Raw genomic sequence first — 23,400 nt, forward strand, 5'->3', positions numbered from 1 at the left:
GGGTCCCGCTTCTTTCTTCTAGCGCGAACCGATCGCGCCAGCGCCGCGGGCAAAGCCCGCGTCGTCGGTCGGGCGCTGCCCGCCGGCCGGGCTGGGGCGTGTCCCGCAGGAGCGGGCCGCCCTGCGCCTTAAAACGGCAGCCACCTCTGCTTCTCGCTGAACCGCATATACCCGACATTCGCGCCCAGCCGCCAGCCGACGCCCAGTCGCACCGGGATCAGCACCACATCCCCGCGCCGCAGATAGCTCGCTGAGAACCCCCCGACGAAATAGGCCCGCCCCTCGGCCGCCGGGAACCGCTTGTACAGCTCCTGCGAGTCATACAGATTGTAGACCAGCACGAAGACCTTGGTCGCGTCGCCACCCACGTCGAAGCCGACCGACGGCCCGGTCCAATAGACCGGCCGCTGCCCCTCGACCTTGTGGTTCATCACCCCCGAACCATAGCGCAGCCCGACGACGAACGCGCCCGCCGCCTCGCGCCCGGCGATATAGGCGTTGGGCTTGCCCTGGTCCTTCAGGATATTCTCGATGATGCCGGCCAGCCCCTCGGCACCGCGCCCGAACACGCCCTCGGCCGCACCGATCAGGTCCTCGCGCTCGAACGTCTCGTTCGCCGCCGACGTCGCGGTCGTGCTGGGCGATTGCTGCACGGGCGGCGGCGTCTGCTGCTGCGGCTCGACCGGTGGCGACTGATAGGCCGGCGGCACGCTCGATCGCGGCGTGGGCGCCGGGGTCCGCTGCTGCGGGGTCAGGTCGCCATCGATCGCATCGTTGGGGTCGACGGTTCGCACCTGCGCCTGCGCCGGCACTGCCAGCACCATGAGCGGCGCCATCCACCCGATCAGCCGTTTCATCACTCATTCCCCGCAATCATGCCCGTCGACCCACGATAGTCGTCCACTAGCTGTCCCTGCAATGAACGCGCGGTCGATCGGCGTCGAATTACGATCAATGTAGGGTGTTGATCGATCCCCATTCCCCCGCTATAGGCCCGCTCTCCAGGCAGCATCGCGCGCTTGGGAGACGTGGGTGAGTGGCTGAAACCAGCGGTTTGCTAAACCGCCGTAGGGGGATTACTCCTACCGAGGGTTCGAATCCCTCCGTCTCCGCCAGTGCCGGCGGCTTCTCCGAAAAATCGAAACGGGCTCAACCCGTACCGGCCGCTAGAACAGCTCGTCGAGCAACAGGTGCGCCTCGACCTTTGCCGTATCGATCGTGTCGATGCCGTAGCGGGCGAACAGCCGTTGCGGCAGCGCGTCGTCAAACTCCGCCAGATTGGCGGACAGGATCGCCAGGTCCTGATAGCGATCGGCAACGCCGACGCGGCCAAGGTCTATGCAGCCCGTGACCCGCCCCTCGCGCAACAGGATGTTGTCGAGCGAAAAGTCGCCATGAGTGACCACCGGGTCGGGCGTCAGCGGCCGATGGCGTTGCAGCGCGTCCCACACCTGTTCGGCGCTCCAGCCCGCGCGCTGTTCGTCGAAATCATCCGCATCGACCAATCCCGCATCGATCCGCTGCCGAGCGAGCCGCAGCCGCCGTTCGAACCCGCTGTCGAACGGACATGCTGCAACCGGCAAGGCATGCAGCTGCTGCAACAGTGCGGCAAGCGCATCGACCACCGGTTCGCGCTGCTCCGGAGCACGGTCGAGCAACTGCCAGGCGGTTTCCCCCGCCAGCGCCGTCGTCAACAGCCAGGCATCGTCCGCCGTCGCGACGAAACCGACCAGACGCGGCACCGGCACCTTGCCCGCCAGCCATCGCAACCGCACCATTTCGTCGACGATATCGTCGGCGACGCTGCCTTGCCCCTGTTTCAGGAACAGGTCCGGCGCATCCGCCTTGCCCGACAGGCGATAAACCGCACCGCCGGATTCGCCGACCTGATCCCGTGCCCAGCGATAGCCGGCCACCGCGTCGGCCAGCCCCGCCGGCACGGCGGCCGGGACGCAGAGAATGTCACGTTCCATCATCGTCACCCCGGCAATCGCCGCCAAATCCGGTCGCCCGGACTGCGGACAAACGAAAAGGGAGGCCGGTTGCCCGACCTCCCTTCCGAAATTCAACTTCCGAGGAAGTGGAATTACATGCCCGAACCCGGACCGTACGTGATTTCCACGCGACGGTTCTGCAGTTCGCGAACACCGTCGGCGGTTTCGACGCGCGGACGGCCTTCACCGAACGCTTCGGTCGAGATCACGCCACCCGAGATGCCACGGCCTTCCATGTACGCACGGACTGCATCAGCGCGACGCTGCGACAGACCGACGTTGTACGAAGCCGAACCCGAGCGGTCGGCGTGGCCGGCCAGCATGACGTTGGCGTTGCCGCACGACTGGTAGTTCGAGATGGCGTTGTCGAGAATGCCAGCCGCTTCCGGCGTGATATCCGACTTATCCCATTCGAAGAACACGATGTACGGTCCAGGCGTGCAGGTCACGACCGGAGCCGGCGGTGCTTCGACCGGCGGCGGCGGCGGCGGAGCGATCGGCTCCGGAGCCGGCGGCGGCGGCGGCGGGGTCGGTGCGCCGAAGTTGAAGGTCAGGCCGCCCATGAGGCTGTGCGACCGGAAACGACCGTCATAGCCGACGCCACGAACGTTCACGAGGCGAACGTCGTCGGCGTTGAAGAAGCGATACTTCAGCGAAACGTCAACGTTCTCGCTCAGCGGCGCGCGGATACCCGCCAGTGCCTGCCATGCGAACACGGTGTCCGAATCGTCGAGCGCCGCGAAGGCGTTGTTCACGCGATAGTCGTGCGCCTTGACGCGAGCGACACCGGCACCACCGCCGACGAAGCCGCTGATGGCATCGTCATCGCCGAAGTCGAGCAGGGCATTCGCCATGAACGACAGCGCCGAGGTGCGGCCACCGCCGCTGTAGGTGCCTGCACCGACCGCAGTGGTCGGGCCGGTTGCGATCGAACCGGTCGTGCGCAGTTCGTCGACGGTTGCGCTCTTGTACGCAACTTCGGCTTCAACGCGCAGGGCGCCGAAGTCGTAACCAACGGTGCCGCCAACGTCGTAGCCATAGTTGCTATCGACGGTGGTGACGCCACCGGCCGGCGTGGTCAGATCGTAATCGATGTCTTCGACGATCATCGCGCCGCCTTCCACACCCACATACCACGCGTTGTCGCGGGCGAGGGCGGGAGTTGCGAGCGCAGTGGTCGCGAGCGCCAGTGTGACGGCAAGCTTCCGCATTCTAGTCCCCTTTCACAGTTGTCCTACGGACAGCGCAAACCAAGTACCGAAGCGTTAGTTTCCACGCAAGCGCACAAATTCTGCGCTGTTGCAGGAAAGACACGGTTTTAGCCGGCAATCAGCCCGTGCGCCCGCAACGCCGCCACGATCGCCGACACCGCCGTCCGCGCCTCTTCGTCGCGGGTCGTACCGCCTTGCGGCGTCGCGATCGCGGGCTGCTGCGCGCCCACCACCGGCGTCCCGTCGATCAGCACCCGGCGGGCCCGCACCTCGCCGCGGAGCCACTGACCGCCGCGGAACTCCACGGTCGTTTCGCCACCGGACCACCAGAGCCGCATCCCTTCACGCGGGGTGACGAACCGCCAGCCCCCCTCGGTCATCCCCGCGATCTGGCCACTGCGTCCGGCCCAGTCGCCGGCTGGCGCGGCACCGACGATCCAGCATTGGCCAGGGGTCGGCGCGGCGGGCGGCGCGTCCTGCGCAACGCCGGCGACGCATCCGTGCAACAGCAGGTCGATCAGCATAAGCGCCTCGTTATGCACCATTTCCTTGTGCACCTGCGCACTATGCAACAGCGGCAGGGCCAGGCGGTGGGTCAGCTCGTTCATCGTGACGTCTCCGGGGAGTAGGACAGGGTTGCCGGGGGCGACAGGCCGTTCGTGCCGATCTGGCGCACCTCGATCGTGACCGCGCCGGTCACGTCGACCGGGCGCCATTGCGGCTCGCCCAGCTCGACCGCGCGCGATGTTCCGGCCGCATCGATCACGCTCAGGCGATACGCCTCGCGTTCCTCGACCAGCGGCATGTCGATGCCATCGCGCCACGGCGTGAACAGGCGCGCCCGACGGTTCCAGCGCAGCACCGGCCCCTGCGCGTCGCGCTGCAGCGACAGCTGCACCGGCGCGGGCGGGACCAGCCAGCGGCCCTCCGGCGTGACGCTCGCATTCGCCACGTCTTCCTCCGCCAGCCCGACCGCCATGATCCCGACCGGCACACCGACCGCGCCATCGACGCGCCGCAGCGTCGCGGGGTCGAGCAGCACAAATCGCTCGCCTGGCCGATGCCCGGCCATCGCCCCCTCGGTTGCGCGCCGTCCACGCCACAGGCACGACAGCCGCCAGCGGGCGCCACCGATCCGCACCGCCGATCCGAACTGGACGATCTCCCCGCCGATCATCGCGGCATTGCCGCCACGATCCATCGCCGCCGCGTCGATGCTTTCCAGCACCATCGCGTCGTGGAGCAGCGTGACCTCGATCACCGAAACGCGATCCTCGACCAGCGCGCTGCCGGGGCCGGGCGGCACCGTTACCGTCCCGACGATGCCGGCAGCGGCAGTATCGCCGATCTCGGTCCAGCCGTCCGCATCGCTCCCCAGCGACACGGTGGCGCGGCGCCAGCCGGGTGCCGTGCCAGCCGCCACGACGCCGATCCACGGCACTGCGCCGGCATCGTCGCCGGGCAGCTCCACCAGATGCAGCACCGTACGCCCGGCTGTCACGTCGGCGGCCAGTCGCGGCGCACCCGTCGCCGCGGCTCCGGCGGGCACCACTCCTGTGATCCGCACCAGCTCCAGCGTGATCCGCATCGCCTCGATCCGCACCCGGCGCGCCCGCCACAGGCCGGCTTCGTCGGATAGCGTCACCCGGTCGCCCGGCGCGATATCGATCGCCTGCCAATCGAGCGCCACCGTCCGCACATCACGCGCCACCCCCTCGCGCGCCGCGATATCGGCGGCGATCCCGGCCGCCGTCGCCGCCTCCAGCGCGGCGGGCAGCTCGATCCGCAGCATCCGCCCTGCGCCGCCGGGACGCAGCACCTGCTGCACCCCCGCCTGATAATCGCGGGTGACGTCGTGATAGGCGATGGCGACGTCGCTGGGCGCGGCCGGCGGCCGGCGCCACGCCGGCGCATCGATCGGCAGGGCGACACCTGGCAACGCCCGCGCCGGCCCCGCACCGATCCGCAGCACGGTCGCGTCCCCTTCGGCGGCATACCATCCGCCCAGCGGCGCGACGATCGCCTCCACCGCGTCGCGCACCCGCTCGCCGCTGGCGGCATAGCCGGCAAAGACCGGTCCCGCCGTCGCCGCCCGGATCGCCCCGCCACCCAGCGCCTCGACGATCGTGCCGACCGGCACCGGCGCGGCATCAGCCTCCACCTCGAAGGTGAGCGAGGGGATACGGTTGCCGAAATCGGCCAGCGCCAGATCCTCGAACACCGCATAGGCCAGCCCGCGATACGCCGGCGCGTTGCCGATCCCGACCAGGCTGGCGATCAACGGATCAGGCAGCTGCGCCTCGTCGCCCGGATACCAGCGAAAGCCGGTGCGCGCCTTCCAGTCGCCCGCTACCCCACGCAGCAACTTGCCCTCGGCCCAGATGCGGCGGATGCCCCGGATCGGCCGCCCCGAAAGCGCGACCGCGAACGACGCGGTGTAGCTATAGCGGGTCGTTCGCGCCGCGCCCTTGCCGCTGGTTGCCGCCGCCTCGCGCAGGTCGGTCGCCCAGATCACCGTGCCCGCCACCCGGATCGTCCCGAACAGCTTCGGAATCTGCGCGCCATAGCTCGACAGCTGCACCTGCAGCTCGCGCAGCCGTGGCCCCTGCCGCGCCGGGCCACCGAACACCGCCCCGTCGATCGCCCCGCCCGCCACACGCCCCAGCGCCGCCCCGACCGGCCCCGCCACCGCACCGCCCAGCGTCGTCAGCACCATCGTCGCCATCGTCATCCTCCCGTTTTCGCCAGATGCCGAGTATCGGCCACGGCAGCGGCCCCGGCCGTTCGACCACCGCCCGCGCCACCGCATCGGCGTGGATCACGCCCGCCGCGGTCGCGATCGCCAGGTGCAATTGTCCGGGGCCCGTCGCGATCAGCAGCACATCCCCCGCCGCGACGCGTTCGACCGCGCGGAACGCCTGCCCCAGCACCGCCGCCGCCCGCGCCGCATCGCCACTGTGCGCCGGATAGTCCGCCGGCACCGCCACCCCATGCGCCCACCCGACCAGCCCGACGCAATCGAACCCCTCCTCGGGACTCCGCCCCTGCCGCCGGAACCGACAGCCCAGCGCACCGCGTGCGCGCCCGAGAGCGCTCATGCCCCCGGATAGCGCGTCAGCAGGTCGATGCCGGGTAGATGCGGTTCCCCGCGAAAGTTCGCCACGTTGCCGAACCGGTCGCGACAGGTAGGGAGCGTCCCGTCGCATCCCTCGCTCAGCTCGACCAACGCCCCCGCCCCGTCGAACGCGGGCGGGGCCTCCAGCGTCACGCCCGCCGCATCCGCCGCAACGACGAACGCCGACAACCCGCCATTGGCACCCCCGATCCAGCGCAGCCGCCCGCGCGCAAACTGCGCCCCCGCCGCCATCACCAGCCGCTCGCCGTCGACATGCGTCACCCGCCCGACCCGCCGCCGCCCGCGCATCGCTACCCGACACCTCCGGTCGCCGAGCGTCGCGCGGCATCCGGGCGAGGTCGCCTCGACCGCCGGCGCCTCCAGCCGCACCTCGCCCCCCAGCAGTTCGGCGGCGAACGTCCCGCGCCCCGTCTCGACCGCGCCGATCCGCCCGCTGGCCACCGGCACCGGCACCCCCGGCCGTTCCCAATCGACCGCAAACACCGCTACCCGCGCGCCGTCATAGCGCCCGGCGCGCAGGTCCCGCCCGGCAATCGCGGCATGGCTGAGCGCCCCCTCGACCGTCATCGCCGGTGCCTCCAGCGTATCGTCGCGCACGATCGCCGAAGGCGTCATCCCCGGCGCCGCGCGATAGGTAAGGCCATCCACCACCAGATCGCGATCATGCGCGGTCAGCCCGATCGTCACCCCGTCGCGCCGCTCGATCCGCCAGCACAGCGCCAGCGCCGTCACCGCGCTCATGCCTCGCGCACCTCGATCAACGGCACGCTGGCCGCGACGCCCGCGCCATGGGTCGCCCGCGCCACCTGCAACCGGTCCTCGGCAAAGCGGACGGCCACATCGAAGGCGAACCCCGCCGTCACCGCAACGCCCATGGCCGGCGCCACATCGAGCAGCACCACGCCGCCCGCCCCTACGCCAAAGCCCTGCGTCGCGACGCCCCCCACACCGACGCGCACACTACCCGCCACTGGCCGGGTAATCCGCCGCACCATCTGCCCATAGCGTTTCACCAGCGCGAACCGCGTCGTCACCCCGTCGCCGGTCCCAATCACCACATCGCCGAACCCCGGCACCGCCGCCGTCGAATGGTCGAACGGGTCCTGCAACCGGAACGCCCGCGCCGGCCCCAGCCGTGCCCGAAAGAAATCGAGCAACACCGCCACATCCGCCTGCGACCGCACCCCCGGCCCCACGTCATAACGGGTGCGCGGTTCCGCCCAGTCGACATTGCGCGCCTCATGCCCGCCCGCCGCCACCACGATCGCGGTCGACGTCTCGGGCATCACTTCGGCTTCCGCGCCCAGCGCCAGCGGAAAGCGCACGTCATCGAACGCCTCCATCGCCCCCTCCTCCTCGAAATAGGTGAACCCGTCGCGCAACACCTGCGGCAGCGCCCAGACAAAGGTCTCGGCCACCCCCCGCGCCCGCGCCACATCGGCAGCATCGGCAATCGCCCGCCACTGCCCGCGATCCTCGCGCCGCAGGACAAAGCCCGAGAAATAATGCTGTTCGTGCGCAGGATAGCCGAGCCGCACCCCCGCCGCCGCCACGCCGCGCACGGTAGCGCCGACATTGCCGGTCGCCGCCCAGTCATAATCCTCCAGCTGCAGCACATCGAACGCCGGCCGCGCCCAGCCGACCGGCAGGTTCGCCCGGCCGACCTCCGGGCTGTCGACATTCAGGATCGTCGGCAGATAGGCCAGCAGCAACGCTTCCTCCGCCCCTGCACTGCGCGCGGCCGCGACCAACGCCGCCGTCGATGCGGCCAGCAACGCCCCCGCCCGGTCGAGCAACGCCCGCTTCGGCGCGTCGAGCCTCCCGCGCACATCGTCGATCGCCGGCGGATTCCCACCCAGCGCCACCCGCGCCGCATCGTCATACAGGCAGATGCGATGGTCGACCGTCACCCACCACCACGGCTCGCCCACCTGAAACCGCCCGCGCCCGCCCGCCGCCCGCGCGATCGCAACGAACGCCCGCGCCACCGCCTGCAAATAAGCCATCGCCCCCACATGCGCCGGCGACAACAGCGTCGACGGCGGCACCCACCCGGTCAACGCCGGCGATCCATCCGCCGCCCGCTGCTTCCAGTCGCCCCAGCAATGCGCATCGAATAGTTCATAACTGAGCGACCAGATCGGATCATAGCCCAGCGCCCCGGCACGCACCGCGAAGTCGCGGTGCCACGCCGCGCACGCTACATTCAGCACACCCCCGGCCAGCGATACGAACAACCCGTCGCCCGACCGCTCGAGCCGGAAATAATGGCTCATGCCGACATAGTGGACGAGGGCACCGCGATACCCCAGCCGCAGCGCATTGTGCAGCAACCGCTCCGGCGTCAGGTGATAGCTGTCGTCATAGCCGCTCGCGATGCGCAGCCCATGTTCGGGCAGCACCACATCGCCCACGCCCAGCACCGATCCCGGCCCGTCGCACCGGATCGCCGACATCTCGGCCCAGCCCTCGACCGGTGCGGCCAGCAACCCGCCGCCCTCGGCATAATCCGGCGGCACCAGCGACACGAACATCCGGTCGACATCGCCCGCCCACACCGGCACGCCGTCCTCGGGGAACTTGTAGCCCCCGACGACGCTCGCGAAATCGATGACGACCTCGGCATCCTCGGGGCTGCCGGTCGCATAATTCCACAACCGCACATACCAGGCGCGTGGCGTGCCCGCCGCATCGCGCCCCTCGATCGTCAGCACCGGCCCATGCCGCGCATCCAGCGGCCGGATACCCCCCGACCGCCAGCGAAACCGCAAGGAGCAATCGCGATAATCGCGCACCGTGTCGTACCGCAGCAGCGGGTGGTCATGGACATCCTCCGATGCCCAGATCAGCCCCGCCAGATCATCCTGTCGGTAGAAGACACATGTCACCCGCAACGCATCCGCGCTGGTCGTCACCACCGACGCCATCATCGGACGCGGAAAATCGACCGTCCAATAGGCAGGATCGAAGCGCGACAGCACGCCCGCCTCCTGCACCGTGCGCTTGTCCGCCAGCCAATATCCCATCGTTCACGCCTCCATCAGCGCGGCACGCACCGCCCGCGCGACCTGCCGGCTCGACTGTTGCAGCGCGCGCGGCGCATCGCCGCCGCCGGCATTGACGGTGATCGCCACCCGCACCTCGCGCCCCCCGCCGCCCTGCGCCGGCACGACCTGCCCACTGCTGGTCGGCACGAACAATTCCGGCCCGCGCTCACCGACCCAGTACGGCCGCGCCGGGCTGACCGGGCCGCCCGTCGCCCGCCCCGGCGCCCCGCCGATCAACTGCCCCAGCAGCCCGATCAGCCCGCCCCCGCCCCCCGGCGTCACCGCGCCGACCACCGCCGCCGCGGCAATCTCCCCCAGCACCTTCAGCGCGGTATCGCGCAGGTCGTCGAAGCCCAGCTTGCCGGTGCGGATCGCCCGCGCCAGCGTCGTCTCCACCGCCCGCCCCGCGCGATCCACGCCGCCCGCAAACGGCCCGTCCAGGCTCGCCTGCATCGTCGCCACATCCTGCGCGAACCCGGCGGTGTCGGCGCGCACGCGCACGACCAGCCGTTCGATTTCCTCATCCATCGGGAAAACGCTCCTTCAATCGATCGATCGTGGTCCGGTCGCAGGGGTCGGGCGCATCGCCCCGCATCGCCTGCACCAGCGCGCCCAGCTCGGCCGGCGTCGCCCGCCAAAAGGCGTCCGGCCCCCAGCCGAACGCCACCCCCGCCAGCCCGGCTGCACGCGCAGCCGCCTCGGCAAAGCTCACCGCCCGCCCAGAATCTGCGCGATCAGGATTTTCAGTGCCGGGGTCGCCGCCGCCAGCCCGCCCGCCGTCACCCCTTCGGCAAAGGCATCGCGCCCCATCGGCGCCGGATCGCGCAGGCAGTGCCACAGCAACGCGACCAGCTCGCCGAGCGTCAACCGCCCCGCCGCCGCGCGCTCGACCAGCGCGAACAGCGACCCGACCTCGCCCTCCGCCGCGACCAGCGCGGCAAAGCTCGGCCGCAGCACCAATGTCTCACCGGCGACGCGAACGCTCGCCTCGCCCCGCACCGGATTGGCGCTCATGCCGACACCACCGCGCCGGACGATTCCAGCGCCAGCGTATAATTGCGCTCGCCATTATAATCGCCGGCATAGTCCAGCCGCGTGACCAGGAACCGCCCGGTCATCGTCTCGCCGCTCTCGAAGCTCAGCCGATACTCGTCGATCACCCCCGACAGCGCATTGCCGCGCAGCCGCACTTCCGCCGCCGAGCCCGTAAACACGCCCGCCCCGCTGACGCTGACCGACCGCACCCCCGCCCCCGACAGCAATTCGCGCCACCCGCCCGAATCCTTGCTGGTGATCGCCACCGCCTCGCCATTGACCGACAATTGCGTGGTCCTGAGGCCGGCAACCGTCGCATAGGCCACCGGCACCGCCCCGTTCCCGATCTTCAACAGGAACGCACTACCCTTCTCTGCCGCCATCAATCTTCTCCTGATAAAATCCCTCTCCCGACGGGAGAGGGAGGGAGCGGCGCAGCCGCGGAAGGGTGAGGGCGACCCCTCACCCCGCCAGCATCCGCACCCGAAACTCCAGCGCCCCGACCCAGCCATCGCCCTCGCGCACCACCCGGCTGCGCACGAACGACAGGCTCACCACCCGCCACCCCGCCAGCCCGGACGGCGCCGACAACACCGCCCCCTCCGCCGCCGCCGCCAAGTCCCGCAGCCGCACCGGCACCTCGCCCCCGTCGAACAGCTGCACGACGACCCGCCCCTCGCGCCCGGCGGCGTCCTTGGTGCCCCAGTCGGTCAGCACCGGCGTATCGATGACCACGTAGGGCCGGGCGGCCCGCACCGGCGGCGCATCGAACACGCTGGCGGTCGTCAGGACGCTACGCAGCCGCGCGACCAGCATCGCCTGCAACACCGTCCCCGCGATCATCGCCCCCACCCCGCCACATCCTGCAACCGGGGATCGGAGATCGTCCGCCGCACCAGCCCCCGCCCCGACAGCACCACGCCGTCGCCGACGACCTCCGCCGCGACCCCCGGCACCTCGCGCGCCGCCGCGACCACCCGCTCACGCACCGCATCCGCCCACCGCGCGGCCATCGCATCGGCCCGCTCGACCGCCGCGATCATCGCGCGTCTCCCACCAGCCGCATCCGCCGCCATGGCCGCCACAGCGCGCCCACCGCCGCCGGCGGCGCGGCGGATGCCGTGCGTGCGTCGAACAGATGCGCGACCAGCAGCACGATCCCCTGCGCGACCGGAGCCGGCACCGCCTCCCAGCTTGCCGCCAGCCCCGCGACGAAGCGCACCGGCCCCGCCGCCGCCATCCGCACCCATCCGGTACCCGTCGCGTCGATATCGATCGCCGTTACGGGTGTGACGGCGGTGATCGCGGTCACCGGCGCGACCGGCAACGGCCGCCACGCGCTCGCCGCCGCCATCATCGCCTCATGCGGCCGCGCGACGATCGCGCTGCCGGTATAGGCCTCGGCCAGCGCCAGCGCGCTTTCCGCCAGCCGGTCGATCACCATGTCCTCGGCGGTCCCGGTGACCCGCAAATGGTCGCGCGCCGCCACGCGCACCCCCGCGATCACCGCCGCCGGAAAGGGCGCTGTGGTCATAAACTCCTCCCGATGTGAGAACGGAAAAGGGGCGGGGTTTCCCCCGCCCCCACCCATCACGCCGCCGCGATCTTCAGCAGCTTGATCGCCTCCGAATTCATCACCGCCCCACCGACGCGCTTGGTGGCGTAGAAGTGGACGAACGGCTTGTTCGAATAGGGATCGCGCAAAATCTGCGTCTCGGCCCGCTCGGCGATCAGGTACCCCGCCTTGAAGTTGCCGAACGCGATCGGCAGGTTGCCGGCCGCAATGTCGGGCATGTCCTCCGCCTCGACCACCGGATAGCCGAGTAGCGTATTCGCCTGCCCCTGCGCCAGCCCCGGCGTCCACAGGAACGCGCCCTCCGCCGTCTTGAACTTGCGGATGCGCGCCGCCGTCTGCGCATTCATCACCCAGCACGCGCCCTGCCGATAACTGCCGCGCAGGGCATGGACCAGGTCGATCAGCCGGTTCTCCGGCTCGCTCCCGAAATCCGCCGCAGCGCCCGACGGCAAATGCTGCAGCGTCCCGAACGGCCGCACCGCATCGCCGGCCGCGGTGGTGGGGTAGGTCAGGAACCCGCGCGGCCGCCCGACGCCGGTGCCATTGACGAACGCCTGCCCCTCGGCCCGCGCGAACTCGCCCGCGATCTCGCCGGCCAGCCACGCCTCGACATCGAACGCGGCATCGTCCAGCATCGCCTGGCTTGCCGCCGGATTGGCGTACAGCTCGCCCATCGGCGGCGCGATTTCGTTGAAGGTCGGCGTCGCCGTCTCCGGCCGCGCGCCCACCTCGCTCGCCCAGCCCGAAGGCGTCGCACCGCTGGTCACCAGCTTGCGATACCCCGCCGACCCCCCGCTCACCACGTTGGCGATCGCGCGGATCGGGCTGGCATTCTTCAGCACCCCGCCGATCATCGCGTCGATCTCGCGCGGCACGGCATAGCCGCCGCCCGCATCGCTGGTCCCCGCCACCGCCTTCGTCTCGACCGTCATGCCGCTGCGCACGAACGCGCCGAAACCGCCGCCCTGCACCTCAGCACTCAGCATCGGCCGGCTCGCACCCGCCGCCACACCCGAAAAGCTCCCCGCCAGCGTCTCGATCGTCATACTCGTCGTCCCCATGAAAAAAGGGGCGCCGCAGCCTCGCGACACCCCCGTTAGAAAAGTTGCTGGATCGAGCGGCAGCTCACCCGTCCTCGACCGCATGGATGCGCGCCAGCACCTGCATCGGCTGCGCCACCACGCTCACCTCGATCAGCTCGGCGGCGGCGATCGTCCGCCACGCCCCCTGCCGCACGACGCGCGCCCGGTACCCGAACGACAGCCCGTCGATCGCCCCGGCGCGCACCAGCCGCGCCGCTTGCGGCTCCTCGATCCGCCCGATCACCCTGAGGCCCCGCGCATCCTCGCCCAGCCACTCGACCGTCCCGATCGGATCGCCCCGATGCTGCCACAACAGCGGCACCACCCCGCCCGCGACCAGCGCACCGCGCAGCACGACATCGCCGCCCCGATCCGCCCGACCGAAGATCGCCGCGTAGCCCGCGAACCTCACCGCGCCCATTCGGGCCACCCGGTCTTGACCGCGATCCCGACCAGCAGCAGCGCGAACGCCATCCGCATCACCCAGGCAAAGGCCGCGCGCACCGCCGACCGTTTGGCATCGCGCCACGCCTTCAACAGCTCGCGCAGCTCCTGCACATCGGTAGCCGCCGCCGCATCCGAGAGCCCGATCCGCGCCATCGCCCGGCTCGCGCCCAGCTCGCCCGCCTCCTCCGCAATCGCGCGCAGCGTCTGCAGGTCAGCACCATCGTCGGCCGCCTGCCCCATCAGCTGCGCCAGCAGCCCCGTATCGCCCATCTCTTGTCTCCCGCCTGTCGCCGCGCTAGCCCCACGCAGGTGAGACCGCGCCTCCGCATCATCGCCGCCGCCTTCGGCGCGGCCCTGCTCGCCTTCACCTTCGCGCTGCCGTTCCTGAAGGGGAAACGCTGCCTCGACGCCGGCGGCAGTTTCGACCGCACGACGCTGATCTGCACCCCGGCGAAAAGATGAAATGGCTCAAATCCGTTCGTGCTGAGTAGGGACTGAGCGAAGTCGAAGGCCCGTATCGAAGCACCCGCCACGGTCCTTCGATACGCCGCTTCGACAAGCGCAGCGCACCTTGGAACGAACGGCAATGGGCTACATCCCCACCAACCCCCGCTTCTCCTCCGGCGTCAGGAAATCCGCCCCCGCGACCCGCGCCCACAACTGATCGCGCTCGTCGCTCAGCGCCGGGATCGCCTCGACCTCGATCTCCAGCGCGCCCGTCCCCAGCCAGCCATCGATCCCCTGCCCGATCGCGCCCAGCACGCGCGTGCCCAGCGGCACGATCGTCTGTCGCCACAGCGCCCGGTTCGCCTCGCGGTAATTGGCAAAGGTATTGTCGCCCGGCAGCCCCAGCAGCATCGGCGGCACCCCGAACGCCAGCGCGATCTCGCGCGCCGCCTGCGCTTTCAGCCCCACGAAATCCATGTCCGCCGGGGTCAGGCTCATCGCCTGCCATTTGAGCCCCCCGTCGAGCAGCATCGGCCGCCCGGCATTGGCCGCCCCGGCAAAGGCATCGTCCATCTGCGCGCGCAGCCGGTCGAACTGCTCGCCCGACAACACGCCGCCATCGCCCGGATCATGGACCAGCGCGCCCGACGGCCGCGCCGCATTGTCCAGCAGCGCCTTGTTCCACCGCGCCGCCTGGTTATGGATCGCCACCGCCCCCGCCGCCACGCCCAGGCACCCCAGCCCATAATGATCGTCCAGCGGATGAAAGCCGCGCAGATGGATCAGCCCCGGCCGGCCGCCCTCGCCCTCGGCGGCGATCCGCAGCACCCGCTCGCCGACGCGGTACCGGTACGCGACCGGCCAACCGCCCGCATCTGCCTCGACCGTCACCCGCTCGGGCCTGAGCGCATAGAGCTCGCCGATCCCGCCCGCGCCATCGTCGAGGATCTGGATATAGGCATTGCCATGCAGCAACAGCTGCGCGCCCACGCTCTCCAGCAAATCCTGCCCGGCCGATCGCGCCGCAACCAGCGCCACCGCCTGGGGATCGCCCTTCACCGGCAACGACGCCAGCCCCTCCGCCACGATCCTGACCGCGCGCTGCGCGATCGGATTGCCCAGATACGCCTCGCGCAACTGCGCCTCATACCCTTGCGCCCAATCCCCCGCCGCCGGCCCGCTGCCATCCCGCCACAAGGTCGCGCCACCGCGCGCCAACACCGGACGCGCGCCATCGCGCCCGGACCTGCGTCCGAACCATTTCATGCATGTTCTCCTGTTATCGGGCCGTGCCCGGTTTCGTTGCGATGGCCCTGCCACAAGGGTGGACGTACCCCCGCGAAGGCGGGGGTCCAGAGCCACGAACGCCACCGCCCGCGGCCCTGGGTCCCCGCCTCCGCGGGGATACGGCCAAAGACGAGGCGAACCACGCCCCCCACCACGTCACCCCGGACTTGATCCGGGGTCCCGCTTCTTCTTCTCCGGTCGAAACGGCGCACGCACGGCACGCCCTTCTCGACTACGGTTCTCGACAAGCTCGAAGCAAACGGGGAGGGAGAAGGCGAGAAGCATTGGCCGAAAACCCACCGCCCCCCATCACAACACCCGAACCACCGCCTCCCCCCGCCCGCTCAACATCAGCTCGAACATCGCCCACACCAGCGCATCGGCGCGATCCGGCGACCGCCCCGGCCCCTCATACCCCCCGCCGGTGACCAGCCCGCACAGCTCGTCCTCCAGCGCGGGAAACGCCCCGACATGAAACGCCCGCGCACCGGTATAGAGCGCCGCCACCGGCTCCGCCCGCGCGACCTTGCCGCGCGACGCATGGACCAGCCGCACCGGCAACCCGGCATCCGCCGCGCGCAGCACGCTCGCCACCATCGCCCCGCCCTGGTTCGCTTCCGCCACCACCCGGTCGGCGCTGTGGCGCGCGGCACATGCCGCGACCGCCGCCGCCCAGCCCTCGGGCGACAGGCCGGAAACGCTCGCATCCTCCAGCACATAGGCAAAGCCGTCCGCCCCCTTGCCCACCGCGACGATGCCGCACGCATCGCCGCCGATCCCGGCGGGCGGATCGACCCCGACCACCACCCGCACCAGCGCCGGCGCGCGGACCACCCGCCGCGCCTCGATCACCGCCCGCTCCCACAGCGCGCCCGCGACATCCTCGATCAGCTCGCCGTCCAGCTCCTGCCGGCCCAGCCGCGTGCCGGCATAGGCCCCCTCGATCTGCGCGAAATAGCTCTCCGACAGGTGCCGGTTGTCGCGCGACCGCCCGCCGCTGATCCGCACGCCCGGCATCGCCCGGATACGGCGCAGCAGCGGGATGACGCGCGGCGTGGTCGTGACCAGCGTCTGCGGCCGCTCGCCCATCCGCATCCCCATCATCAGGTTGTCCCACGTCGCATCGGCATTGCGCCATTTGGCCAGTTCGTCGCACCACGCGACATGATGCTCCGGCCCGCGCAGCCCCTCCGGGCTTTCGGCGGCATAGACATGCGCCTCCGCCCCCGATCCGAACTCGACGACGCCGCGCGACGGACGCCACGTGACCGGCCCGTAATGCCGCCCGATCGCCAGCAGGCCGGCGGGGCCGCGCACCATCACGCTTTCCACATCGCGCCGCGTCGCCCCGACCAGCGCGATGCGCAGATCGCGCCGTTCCGCCGCCTGCGCGCACACCCATTCCGATCCGGCGCGGGTCTTGCCGAACCCCCGCCCCGCCTGGATCAGCCACACCGTCCAATCCTGATCGGCGATCGTCTGCCCATCGTGCGCCCACAGCTTGAACCGAGTCGTCAATTCGCTGCGGCGGTGCGGCGTGACCCGCAGCAGAAAGCGTTCGAGCTGCACGTCGTTCAGTTCGGTCATTGCCGCGACCAGCGGATCGAGACCGCTCATGCCCGCGTTTCCTGCCGGCCGCGCATCGCCTTGATCCGGGCGATCAGCACGGCATCCGTCTCTGCCTGCGTCGCGCGGAACCGCTGCTCGCGATGCCCGCTGCCGCCCTTGACGATCGACCGGTGCCGGTCGAGCAGCTTGATCGCCTGTTCGACGCTGATCGCCCCCGTCACGACCCGATCCGGATCGCCGACCGCGACCCCGTCCAGCACCGCGATCGCCTTGGCCAGCAGCATCTCTTCCAACCGGTCGTACCCGGCCAGCAACGCCATGCGCCATTGCGCGGCAAAGGCAGGATCGCGGCGGCGCAGGGCATATACGCTGTTCTGCGACAGGCCGATTGCCTCGGCTGCGGCGCGTACGTTGCAGGTCGCCGCAACATGATCGAGGAACTGTTCGCGCCGGCCTTGCGTCCATCCCTTCGTGGCCCGACGCAACTGCACCGGTCGACTGCACCCCTCGGCCAGCACCTCTTCCTTGCTCATGCCCCATCCCCCCAGACGCACGTCGGGGCCGACGACGTTTCCGCCCGGCCCCGATCCCCACACTTCCCGATGTTCCTGTTTTGTGCCATAAGAGCGTCGCGCTGTCAACCAAAATGTTCCCATTTGGTTCGTTTCACCGCAGCCATGGCGGATTGCCCCCCGCATCCCCACATAAGGGGCATCGTTGGCAGATGGTCCGTAGGCGCCAGCGACCGGGAGACGCACGCGCTTCCGCTTACGCTGTTGGGAGCGTCAAACCATGGACCTCAACGATCTTCTTCACCGCCATCAGGTTTCGCTGATGCGCGCCGCCCATGCCAAATCGGTCGAGGCCGCCCATTCGCACGGCGGCATGGCGCGCGGCTATGAACGCCAGATTGCGTCGCTGCGCGACCTGCTCGGCGCCTCGGGCCGGATGGTGGCGGCATGACCGCCGCTCTCGCACCCGTGGCCGACGACATGGTCGATGGCGTGGCGAACGATGGCGATGCGACGCCCGCCGCCGCCCCGGCCGAACCCGCCGCGCGCCCCGGCGCGATGAAGTTCCGCCGCAAATACACGACCGTCCGCCTCACCCCGGATCAGGCCACCCGCCAGGGACAGGTCGCGACCGGCGCCTTCCGCCACTTCGGCGGGCGCGACGCGGCGATGGCGTTCCTCAACGACCACGACGAAACCCTCGGCGGCCGCCCGCTCGACCTGGCGATCGCCAGTGCCGAAGGACTGGCGCTGGTCGAGGCGGCGATGGTCGCACGGGGGAAGTAACGCTCCCCCGACCTTGAGCCGGCCATCAAGCGTCTGTCGAGAACCCACCCGTTCCCGACAGACGCGAACCTCACAACCCTGCCAGCATCGCCTCCCACGCCGCGACTTCCCCGTCGCGCCGCCCCACGATCCGCAGCGGACCCGCAACGCCGGTCGCCGGATCGACCTCGATCTCGCCATCCCATTCGAACGTGGCGTTGCCGGCGATGGTCACCACGCCATCGGCGTCGGCCTTCGCCCGCACCATGCCGCCGCGATTGAAGACCCGCGTCTCCACGCCCCAGCCGATCCGCCCCGTCCGCGCCGCCGCATGGGTCGACGCCGCCATCGCGCTGCCGCAGCTGTTGGTCAGCCCGACGCCGCGTTCATAGGTCCGCACGAACAGCGCGGGCGCATGATCCGCCTCGCGCAGCTCGACGAAGCTGACATTCGCCCGCGTCGGGATCAGCGCCGGCGCGCTCTCGCACCAGTCGCCCAGCCGCACCAGCTCGCCCTCGTCCACTGCCTCCACGAACGCGACCAGATGCGGGTTGGGCATCGCGACCGCGGTAAAGCGCCGCTCGCTCGGCAGACCGGGGATCACCGCCTCGACGAACGGCGCGTCGCCAACGGTCAGCCCGACATCGCCGGGATCGAGCGACACCGGCCCGACCTTCGTCTCGATCGTGGCGACGCCGGCGGCGATTTCGGCCACCACCCGCGCCTGCGCGACGCTGGTCTTCAACCGCACCTGCCCCTGCGCGGTCCCGGTCACCTCGAACCCCAACCGCGCGGTACAGCGCAGCCCATTCAGGCACGTCTCCGCCTCCGACCCATCGGGATTGAACATCCGCATCCCGAAAATATTCTCGGCATCTGAAGCAGTTAGCAGTAAAAGCCCATCGCCACCGACATCCCCCGCCCGATCCGCCAGCACCCGCGCAACCCGCGCCCACGCCGCATCGTCCAGCGCGATCGCCCGCGCATCGATCAGCGGAAAGTCGTTCCCCGACCCATGACACTTCACAAAAGACAGTTTCATTTCGCAACCCTTGCCCGCGCCCGCTCGATAAATGCCCGCTCACCCGCCACCCGCGTCGCAAAGGCCGGCCGCGCCAGCATCGCCGCCAGATAGCGCGCAAGGTCCGGATATACCGCCGCATCGACCGGCGCACAGGCATGCAGCGTGCTGGCAAAGGCGCTCGCGACCGCGATATCGGCCAGCGTCAGCGTATCCCCGACCAGAAAGTCCTGCCCGCCAACCTGCGCGTCGAGATAGGCGAGGATGCCCGGCCACTGATCGCGCTCCGCCGCATCCGCCACCGCCGCATCGCCGACACCGCCGCGAAACAGCGGCCCGACCACCCGGTTGAACAGCATTGCCCGACCGGCACCGAACACGATCGTATCCGCCAGTTCATCGAACCAGATGGCACGCCCGCGCGCCTGCGCCTTGGCGGGGATCAGCGCCGGTTCGGGATATTTCGCCTCCAGATAGGTGACGATCGCACTCGAATCGGCCAGCGAGAAATCGCCATCGACCAGCGCCGGGATCTGCCCGAACGGGCTGATCGCGCGAAACGCCGGCGACGCATCGCCGGGCGCAGTGGGGATCAGGTCGAGCGCGATCCCCTTTTCCTCGGCGAACACCGCGACCTTGCGGACGAACGGCGAAATGGTCGAACCATATAGCTGCATCGACATGCAATCTCCCCACGGCGCGCGAAGGGGGCGACACCGGCCCGTCGGCTGTGCCACAATCGGGTATCGTGACGATAGTCCTCCTCCTCGCCGTGATCGCGCAGACGGTCCTACTGGTCCGGTTGCAGCGGCGCGTCGACGTGCTGGAACGGCGCGAACCGCGCCCGGCCGAGCCAGCGCTCCGACCGGTGCCTGCCCCCGCACCGATCGCGCCCCGTCCGGTCGTCGCCACGCCTGCCCCGTCCGACGAAGCGCGCGCACGTCGCGCTCCCCGCCCCCGCCCGCCGCGCCCGAAGATCGATGTCGAAACGCTGATCGGCAGCCGCCTGCCGGTGTGGATCGGCGGGCTGGCGCTGGTCGTCGGCGGCATCTTCCTCGTCCGCCTGTCGATCGAGGCGGGGTGGCTGACCCCGGCAATCCGCACCGTGCTGGCCGCGCTGTTCGCGCTCGCGCTGCTGATCGGCAGCGAAGCGGCGCGGCGCATCCCCGCCACCCGCGACGATCCGCGCATCGCACAGGTGCTGGCCGGCGCGGGCATCGCCTCGGCCTATGCCACGCTCTATCTCGCCGCCGCGCTCTACCACCTGATCGGCCCGGCGACGGGCTTCGCGATCATGCTGGGCGTCACCGCGCTCGGCCTGTTCCTGGCGCTGCGCCACGGGCCGCCAACCGCCGTCATGGCGCTGGTCGGCGGGTTCGCCGCACCGCTGGTCGCGGGCTATGACGCCGCCGGGATCGGCGCGCTGCTCGTCTATCTCGGCCTGTTCGTCGCCGCGCTGCTGGCGCTCGCCATCGTGCGCGGCTGGGCGTGGCTGGCGCTGTCGGCGCTGGTCGCGGCGTTCGGCTGGGCCGGGCTGCTGATCGCGCTGGTCCCGCCGACGAGCCTCAGCGGCATCGGCGCGTTCCTGATCGCGCTCGGCATCGGCGGCACGCTCGCCGCCCCGCGCGCCGCGATCACCCGCCCGTGGCTGCGCGCCGCACCGCTGCAGGTGGCGCTGCTCCAGACGCTGGCGCTCGCGCCGATGCTCGACTTTTCCGGGCTGGCGTGGGGCTTCTACCTCACCCTGTCTGCCGCCGCGCTGTTCCTCGCATGGCGCGACGCGACCCTACTGCACGCCGCGATCGGCGCGGCGATCCTCGTCACCTTGCTGGTCGCGCTCGGGCTGGTGCAGGGTCCCAATGCGACCCCGGCGGCGCTGCCCGTCGCGCTGCTGCTGTTCGGTGCTGGCGGCGGCGTTGCGTCCCGCCGCGCGCCCGGCTGGGCCGTGGTGGCACTCACCGGCACTACCGCGCCACTGTTGGCGGCCCGGATCGTCGCCCCCGACCTGCTGTCCCCGGCGCTCTGGGCGCTCGCCAACCTCGCCCTCGCACTTGCCGCCGCCGCCCTTGCCTGGCGCCACCGCGACCGTGCCGATCGCGGCGACATGGGGCTGGTCGGCGGCGTGGCGGTGGCGGCGCTCGGCACCGGTCTTGCCGTCGCCGCGCTGCTCCCGGCGGTGCTCGCCCCGCTCGCCGCGCTCGGCATCCTGCTGGCGGCGGCGCGGTTCGACCGGGCGATCCCCGAACGGCTCGCGCTGTTCCCGCCGCTGGTCCTGCTCGCCCTCGCCCTCCCGCCGCTGGCCGATGTGGCACAGGCGCTGTTGGTGTCGCTGCTGTGGGAGGAACTGCCCTATCTCCACCTGCCCGCCTCCGGCGATGCCGCCCGCCTGCTCCTGCTCCCCGCGCTCGCGCTGGTCGGCGCGGGCCTGTGGCAGCGCGGCCTGTTCGGCCCGGCCCGCCGCCTGATCCTGCCCACCGCGACCGGCATCGCCATCGCCGGCCTCTATGTCCTGCTGAAGCAACCACTGGCCATCGCCACGCCCGAAGCGTTCCGCGCGTCGGGCTTCGTCGAACGCGCGATCCTGACCGACCTCGCGCTCCTCGCCGCGTGGGTCGCATGGCCGCGCCAGCGCCGCGTGGGTCAGGCGCTGCTCGCCCTCGCGCTGGGCCGCATCCTGTGGTTCGACCTGCTCGGCCTCAACCCCGCCTTCGTGCCCCAGGCGGTCGGCGCGCTGCCGATCGTCAACGCCGCCACGCTCCATTTCGCCCTTGCCGCCGCGATCGTGTGGCGCCTGACCGACCTGCCGCGCCGCAGCCTGATTGCGGCGCTGCTGACCCTCATCGCAACCCTCGCCACCATCCGCCAGATCGCGCACGGCACGATCCTCACCGGCCCGGTCGGTCTCGCCGAAAATGGCGGCTATTCCGCTGCGATGCTGGCGCTCGCCATCCTCTGGCTATGGCGCGGCATCGCGCGGGGCAGCGCCGACCTGCGCCGCTTCGGCCTGACGCTGCTGACCCTCACCACGCTGAAGGTCTTCCTGATCGACGCCTCGGCGCTGGAGGGCGTGCTGCGCATCCTGTCGTTCATGGCGCTGGGCGGCGCGCTGATCGCGATCGGCTGGGCGTATCGGCGGTTCGTCACGCCAGCCGGTAATGCGCTGCCAGCCGATCGAGCGCCAGCGTAAGCACCAGCCGCCCGGCCCGCGCCGGCCACCCCAGCGCCTTCTCCGCCGCCGGCAGCCCTTCGTTCGCGCACACCGTTCGCCAGAGGATATCCGACAGCCCCGGCCCGACCGCCGCCACCGCCGCATCGAACCGCGCCTTGGCCGCCACCTGCCCGCCCGACGGATCGCTGGGAGCCCCCTTGCCCCCGCGCGGCGCGGCGTCCCACCGCATCGTGACCCGCGGCCCCAGCGCGGCGCGCTCATAATCGCCGCGCAGCCGCTCGCCCGCCTCATATTGCCGCGCATCGACCAGCGATCGCGATCGCAACCAGTCGAGCGGTGATTCGCGCAAATTGACCTGCACCCGCCGCCCGCCGGCCTCGTCCCGCACCCGGCCGTCCGCCAGCTGCCGTTCCACCAGTTCGCGCACACCCCGCCTCCTGCATCCGATTCGCCGCCGGGGTTGCCATGACGGCATCGTTGTAGGAAAGCGTTTGTACCAGATCGGTTTGCGCACAAGGATGACGCCCAGATGATTACCGCCATCCGCGAAGTACGCCGCGCGCAGGGCCTGACGCTGGAAGAGGTCGCGATCCGCTGCGTGCCGCCGACCACCGCGCAGACGATCGGCCGCCTCGAAACCGGCACCCGCACCGTGTCGGTCGGCTGGCTCAATCGTATTGCAGAGGCGCTGGCGGTCGATGCCGCCGATCTGGTCCGCCTGCCCGAACGGCCCGACATTCCCGTCGCCGCGATCCTCGACGGATCGGGCGCCACCGCCCCGCGCCGCGCGATGAGCGTCACCCCGCCGCGCAGCGAAGCCGACCTTGTCGCCATGATCGTGCAGGCGACGACCGGCGACTATCGCGCAGGCGATATGGTGTGGTGCCGCCGCCTCGCGCCCGCCGATTATATCGCCGCGCTCCACCGCGACGTCCTTGCCCCCGCCCCCGCCGGCCGCTTCGCGTTCGGCCGGTTGCTGGCGTTCGATGGCGACATGGTGTCGATCCTCCCCGCGACGCTCGGCACCAGTCCGGTGCCCTTGCGCTGCGCGTGGATCGCGGTGGCCGAACGGCTGGTGCGCAATCTGTAGGGTATGCCCTCC

Annotated in this window: 28 protein-coding genes and 1 tRNA gene; 6 read left to right on the plus strand and 23 right to left on the minus strand. The window is 70.8% G+C overall.

What is annotated here, in order from left to right; translation table 11 throughout:
• Window positions 1-128: 128 nt before the first annotated feature.
• Complete coding sequence (locus ASE58_RS15745; protein ID WP_082468127.1) at window positions 129-857, minus strand: DUF1134 domain-containing protein; 729 nt, start codon at window positions 855-857, stop codon at window positions 129-131.
• Window positions 858-1,022: 165 nt separating this feature from the next.
• Here ASE58_RS15745 and ASE58_RS15750 point away from each other — a divergent pair.
• Window positions 1,023-1,115: transfer RNA gene (locus ASE58_RS15750), tRNA-Ser, on the plus strand.
• Window positions 1,116-1,166: 51 nt separating this feature from the next.
• Here ASE58_RS15750 and ASE58_RS15755 read toward each other — a convergent pair.
• The 16 genes from ASE58_RS15755 to ASE58_RS15835 all read right to left on the minus strand — a co-directional run bounded on the left by ASE58_RS15755 (window position 1,167) and on the right by ASE58_RS15835 (window position 13,798).
• Window positions 1,167-1,982, minus strand: a complete 816-nt coding sequence (locus ASE58_RS15755) for an APH(3')-I family aminoglycoside O-phosphotransferase (RefSeq protein WP_055823613.1) — start codon at window positions 1,980-1,982, stop codon at window positions 1,167-1,169.
• A 104-nt stretch (window positions 1,983-2,086) separates the two neighbouring features.
• Window positions 2,087-3,205: an OmpA family protein gene (locus ASE58_RS15760; protein ID WP_055823349.1), complete on the minus strand. Its 1,119-nt coding sequence runs from the start codon at window positions 3,203-3,205 to the stop codon at window positions 2,087-2,089.
• A 107-nt stretch (window positions 3,206-3,312) separates the two neighbouring features.
• The gene (locus ASE58_RS15765) at window positions 3,313-3,813 is read right to left on the minus strand and encodes a DUF2793 domain-containing protein (protein WP_055823352.1); all 501 of its coding nucleotides are present in this window, start codon (window positions 3,811-3,813) and stop codon (window positions 3,313-3,315) included.
• Entirely contained in the window at window positions 3,810-5,936 is a 2,127-nt protein-coding gene (locus tag ASE58_RS15770) for a GTA baseplate fiber-binding domain-containing protein (RefSeq protein WP_055823355.1), read from the minus strand. Before ASE58_RS15770 ends, ASE58_RS15765 begins: the two co-directional genes overlap by 4 nt.
• A gap of 363 nt (window positions 5,937-6,299) precedes the next feature.
• On the minus strand, window positions 6,300-7,082 hold the full coding sequence (locus tag ASE58_RS15780; protein ID WP_055762685.1) for a DUF2163 domain-containing protein: 783 nt from the start codon (window positions 7,080-7,082) through the stop codon (window positions 6,300-6,302).
• A complete protein-coding gene (locus ASE58_RS15785) occupies window positions 7,079-9,367 on the minus strand; it encodes a DUF2460 domain-containing protein (protein WP_055823358.1) in 2,289 nt (762 codons plus the stop codon). The genes ASE58_RS15780 and ASE58_RS15785 overlap by 4 nt, the downstream gene beginning before the upstream one ends.
• A gap of 3 nt (window positions 9,368-9,370) precedes the next feature.
• Window positions 9,371-9,916 (minus strand): hypothetical protein, encoded by a 546-nt coding sequence (locus ASE58_RS15790; RefSeq protein WP_055762691.1) that lies wholly within the window; start codon window positions 9,914-9,916, stop codon window positions 9,371-9,373.
• Window positions 9,909-10,100, minus strand: coding sequence for a phage tail assembly chaperone (locus ASE58_RS15795; protein WP_055762693.1), 192 nt, complete (start codon window positions 10,098-10,100; stop codon window positions 9,909-9,911). The genes ASE58_RS15790 and ASE58_RS15795 overlap by 8 nt, the downstream gene beginning before the upstream one ends.
• Window positions 10,097-10,402, minus strand: coding sequence for a gene transfer agent family protein (locus ASE58_RS15800; protein ID WP_055823361.1), 306 nt, complete (start codon window positions 10,400-10,402; stop codon window positions 10,097-10,099). The genes ASE58_RS15795 and ASE58_RS15800 overlap by 4 nt, the downstream gene beginning before the upstream one ends.
• The gene (locus tag ASE58_RS15805) at window positions 10,399-10,806 is read right to left on the minus strand and encodes a phage major tail protein, TP901-1 family (protein ID WP_055823364.1); all 408 of its coding nucleotides are present in this window, start codon (window positions 10,804-10,806) and stop codon (window positions 10,399-10,401) included. The genes ASE58_RS15800 and ASE58_RS15805 overlap by 4 nt, the downstream gene beginning before the upstream one ends.
• A 79-nt stretch (window positions 10,807-10,885) precedes the next feature.
• Window positions 10,886-11,266, minus strand: a complete 381-nt coding sequence (locus tag ASE58_RS15810) for a DUF3168 domain-containing protein (RefSeq protein WP_235513654.1) — start codon at window positions 11,264-11,266, stop codon at window positions 10,886-10,888.
• Entirely contained in the window at window positions 11,263-11,466 is a 204-nt protein-coding gene (locus ASE58_RS15815) for a hypothetical protein (protein ID WP_055823369.1), read from the minus strand. The genes ASE58_RS15810 and ASE58_RS15815 overlap by 4 nt, the downstream gene beginning before the upstream one ends.
• Window positions 11,463-11,957, minus strand: coding sequence for a hypothetical protein (locus tag ASE58_RS15820; protein ID WP_055823374.1), 495 nt, complete (start codon window positions 11,955-11,957; stop codon window positions 11,463-11,465). Before ASE58_RS15820 ends, ASE58_RS15815 begins: the two co-directional genes overlap by 4 nt.
• Before the next feature lie 56 nt (window positions 11,958-12,013).
• Window positions 12,014-13,045, minus strand: a complete 1,032-nt coding sequence (locus ASE58_RS15825; protein ID WP_200909383.1) for a phage major capsid protein — start codon at window positions 13,043-13,045, stop codon at window positions 12,014-12,016.
• Between the two features lie 79 nt (window positions 13,046-13,124).
• The gene (locus ASE58_RS15830) at window positions 13,125-13,502 is read right to left on the minus strand and encodes an HK97 family phage prohead protease (protein WP_200909384.1); all 378 of its coding nucleotides are present in this window, start codon (window positions 13,500-13,502) and stop codon (window positions 13,125-13,127) included.
• Window positions 13,490-13,798, minus strand: a complete 309-nt coding sequence (locus ASE58_RS15835; RefSeq protein WP_055762712.1) for a DUF6127 family protein — start codon at window positions 13,796-13,798, stop codon at window positions 13,490-13,492. Before ASE58_RS15835 ends, ASE58_RS15830 begins: the two co-directional genes overlap by 13 nt.
• A 39-nt stretch (window positions 13,799-13,837) precedes the next feature.
• Here ASE58_RS15835 and ASE58_RS18035 point away from each other — a divergent pair, with 39 nt between their 5' ends.
• Complete coding sequence (locus tag ASE58_RS18035; RefSeq protein ID WP_156347778.1) at window positions 13,838-13,990, plus strand: hypothetical protein; 153 nt, start codon at window positions 13,838-13,840, stop codon at window positions 13,988-13,990.
• A gap of 129 nt (window positions 13,991-14,119) precedes the next feature.
• Here ASE58_RS18035 and ASE58_RS15840 read toward each other — a convergent pair whose 3' ends face one another.
• From ASE58_RS15840 to ASE58_RS15850, 3 genes are all read right to left on the minus strand, one after another.
• Window positions 14,120-15,241: a phage portal protein gene (locus ASE58_RS15840; protein WP_055762715.1), complete on the minus strand. Its 1,122-nt coding sequence runs from the start codon at window positions 15,239-15,241 to the stop codon at window positions 14,120-14,122.
• Between the two features lie 330 nt (window positions 15,242-15,571).
• Window positions 15,572-16,879: a DNA-packaging protein gene (locus ASE58_RS15845; protein ID WP_055823377.1), complete on the minus strand. Its 1,308-nt coding sequence runs from the start codon at window positions 16,877-16,879 to the stop codon at window positions 15,572-15,574.
• On the minus strand, window positions 16,876-17,364 hold the full coding sequence (locus ASE58_RS15850; protein ID WP_055823380.1) for a hypothetical protein: 489 nt from the start codon (window positions 17,362-17,364) through the stop codon (window positions 16,876-16,878). Before ASE58_RS15850 ends, ASE58_RS15845 begins: the two co-directional genes overlap by 4 nt.
• Window positions 17,365-17,623: 259 nt before the next feature.
• Here ASE58_RS15850 and ASE58_RS18235 point away from each other — a divergent pair, with 259 nt between their 5' ends.
• A complete protein-coding gene (locus ASE58_RS18235) occupies window positions 17,624-17,794 on the plus strand; it encodes a hypothetical protein (protein ID WP_200909385.1) in 171 nt (56 codons plus the stop codon).
• Entirely contained in the window at window positions 17,791-18,129 is a 339-nt protein-coding gene (locus tag ASE58_RS15855) for a hypothetical protein (protein WP_235511920.1), read from the plus strand. Before ASE58_RS18235 ends, ASE58_RS15855 begins: the two co-directional genes overlap by 4 nt.
• Window positions 18,130-18,199: 70 nt before the next feature.
• Here the strand turns inward: ASE58_RS15855 and dapF are convergent, their stop codons facing one another.
• Together dapF and ASE58_RS15865 are read right to left on the minus strand one after the other, a co-directional pair.
• Window positions 18,200-19,150: a diaminopimelate epimerase gene (gene dapF / locus ASE58_RS15860; protein ID WP_055823384.1), complete on the minus strand. Its 951-nt coding sequence runs from the start codon at window positions 19,148-19,150 to the stop codon at window positions 18,200-18,202.
• Window positions 19,147-19,812, minus strand: coding sequence for a glutathione S-transferase family protein (locus ASE58_RS15865; protein WP_235513650.1), 666 nt, complete (start codon window positions 19,810-19,812; stop codon window positions 19,147-19,149). Before ASE58_RS15865 ends, dapF begins: the two co-directional genes overlap by 4 nt.
• 65 nt (window positions 19,813-19,877) lie before the next feature.
• On the opposite strand from ASE58_RS15865, the gene ASE58_RS15870 reads away from it, so the two are divergent.
• The gene (locus ASE58_RS15870) at window positions 19,878-22,316 is read left to right on the plus strand and encodes a DUF2339 domain-containing protein (protein ID WP_162233537.1); all 2,439 of its coding nucleotides are present in this window, start codon (window positions 19,878-19,880) and stop codon (window positions 22,314-22,316) included.
• Here ASE58_RS15870 and ASE58_RS15875 read toward each other — a convergent pair.
• Window positions 22,270-22,725: a DUF6456 domain-containing protein gene (locus ASE58_RS15875; RefSeq protein ID WP_055823389.1), complete on the minus strand. Its 456-nt coding sequence runs from the start codon at window positions 22,723-22,725 to the stop codon at window positions 22,270-22,272. The two genes, ASE58_RS15870 and ASE58_RS15875, sit on opposite strands and share 47 nt — an antisense overlap.
• 102 nt (window positions 22,726-22,827) lie before the next feature.
• Between ASE58_RS15875 and ASE58_RS15880 the strand changes: the two genes are divergently transcribed.
• Complete coding sequence (locus tag ASE58_RS15880; RefSeq protein ID WP_055823391.1) at window positions 22,828-23,388, plus strand: helix-turn-helix domain-containing protein; 561 nt, start codon at window positions 22,828-22,830, stop codon at window positions 23,386-23,388.
• The last annotated feature ends 12 nt before the right edge of the window (window positions 23,389-23,400 follow it).

Origin of the sequence: Sphingomonas sp. Leaf9 (assembly GCF_001421355.1) — a bacterium.
Lineage (GTDB): Bacteria > Pseudomonadota > Alphaproteobacteria > Sphingomonadales > Sphingomonadaceae > Sphingomonas.

What these genes read in the sequence shown, in the direction of transcription:
- ASE58_RS15745 (WP_082468127.1), bottom strand. Translation starts at nt 857, where the DNA reads ATGAAACGGCTGATCGGGTGGATGGCGCCGCTCATGGTGCTGGCAGTG.
- ASE58_RS15760 (WP_055823349.1), bottom strand. Translation starts at nt 3,205, where the DNA reads ATGCGGAAGCTTGCCGTCACACTGGCGCTCGCGACCACTGCGCTCGCA.
- ASE58_RS15765 (WP_055823352.1), bottom strand. Translation starts at nt 3,813, where the DNA reads ATGAACGAGCTGACCCACCGCCTGGCCCTGCCGCTGTTGCATAGTGCG.
- ASE58_RS15770 (WP_055823355.1), bottom strand. Translation starts at nt 5,936, where the DNA reads ATGACGATGGCGACGATGGTGCTGACGACGCTGGGCGGTGCGGTGGCG.
- ASE58_RS15780 (WP_055762685.1), bottom strand. Translation starts at nt 7,082, where the DNA reads ATGAGCGCGGTGACGGCGCTGGCGCTGTGCTGGCGGATCGAGCGGCGC.
- ASE58_RS15785 (WP_055823358.1), bottom strand. Translation starts at nt 9,367, where the DNA reads ATGGGATATTGGCTGGCGGACAAGCGCACGGTGCAGGAGGCGGGCGTG.
- ASE58_RS15790 (WP_055762691.1), bottom strand. Translation starts at nt 9,916, where the DNA reads ATGGATGAGGAAATCGAACGGCTGGTCGTGCGCGTGCGCGCCGACACC.
- ASE58_RS15800 (WP_055823361.1), bottom strand. Translation starts at nt 10,402, where the DNA reads ATGAGCGCCAATCCGGTGCGGGGCGAGGCGAGCGTTCGCGTCGCCGGT.
- ASE58_RS15805 (WP_055823364.1), bottom strand. Translation starts at nt 10,806, where the DNA reads ATGGCGGCAGAGAAGGGTAGTGCGTTCCTGTTGAAGATCGGGAACGGG.
- ASE58_RS15810 (WP_235513654.1), bottom strand. Translation starts at nt 11,266, where the DNA reads ATGATCGCGGGGACGGTGTTGCAGGCGATGCTGGTCGCGCGGCTGCGT.
- ASE58_RS15815 (WP_055823369.1), bottom strand. Translation starts at nt 11,466, where the DNA reads ATGATCGCGGCGGTCGAGCGGGCCGATGCGATGGCCGCGCGGTGGGCG.
- ASE58_RS15820 (WP_055823374.1), bottom strand. Translation starts at nt 11,957, where the DNA reads ATGACCACAGCGCCCTTTCCGGCGGCGGTGATCGCGGGGGTGCGCGTG.
- ASE58_RS15825 (WP_200909383.1), bottom strand. Translation starts at nt 13,045, where the DNA reads ATGACGATCGAGACGCTGGCGGGGAGCTTTTCGGGTGTGGCGGCGGGT.
- ASE58_RS15830 (WP_200909384.1), bottom strand. Translation starts at nt 13,502, where the DNA reads ATGGGCGCGGTGAGGTTCGCGGGCTACGCGGCGATCTTCGGTCGGGCG.
- ASE58_RS15835 (WP_055762712.1), bottom strand. Translation starts at nt 13,798, where the DNA reads ATGGGCGATACGGGGCTGCTGGCGCAGCTGATGGGGCAGGCGGCCGAC.
- ASE58_RS15840 (WP_055762715.1), bottom strand. Translation starts at nt 15,241, where the DNA reads ATGAAATGGTTCGGACGCAGGTCCGGGCGCGATGGCGCGCGTCCGGTG.
- ASE58_RS15845 (WP_055823377.1), bottom strand. Translation starts at nt 16,879, where the DNA reads ATGAGCGGTCTCGATCCGCTGGTCGCGGCAATGACCGAACTGAACGAC.
- ASE58_RS15850 (WP_055823380.1), bottom strand. Translation starts at nt 17,364, where the DNA reads ATGAGCAAGGAAGAGGTGCTGGCCGAGGGGTGCAGTCGACCGGTGCAG.
- ASE58_RS18235 (WP_200909385.1), top strand. Translation starts at nt 17,624, where the DNA reads ATGGACCTCAACGATCTTCTTCACCGCCATCAGGTTTCGCTGATGCGC.
- ASE58_RS15855 (WP_235511920.1), top strand. Translation starts at nt 17,791, where the DNA reads ATGACCGCCGCTCTCGCACCCGTGGCCGACGACATGGTCGATGGCGTG.
- dapF (WP_055823384.1), bottom strand. Translation starts at nt 19,150, where the DNA reads ATGAAACTGTCTTTTGTGAAGTGTCATGGGTCGGGGAACGACTTTCCG.
- ASE58_RS15865 (WP_235513650.1), bottom strand. Translation starts at nt 19,812, where the DNA reads ATGTCGATGCAGCTATATGGTTCGACCATTTCGCCGTTCGTCCGCAAG.
- ASE58_RS15880 (WP_055823391.1), top strand. Translation starts at nt 22,828, where the DNA reads ATGATTACCGCCATCCGCGAAGTACGCCGCGCGCAGGGCCTGACGCTG.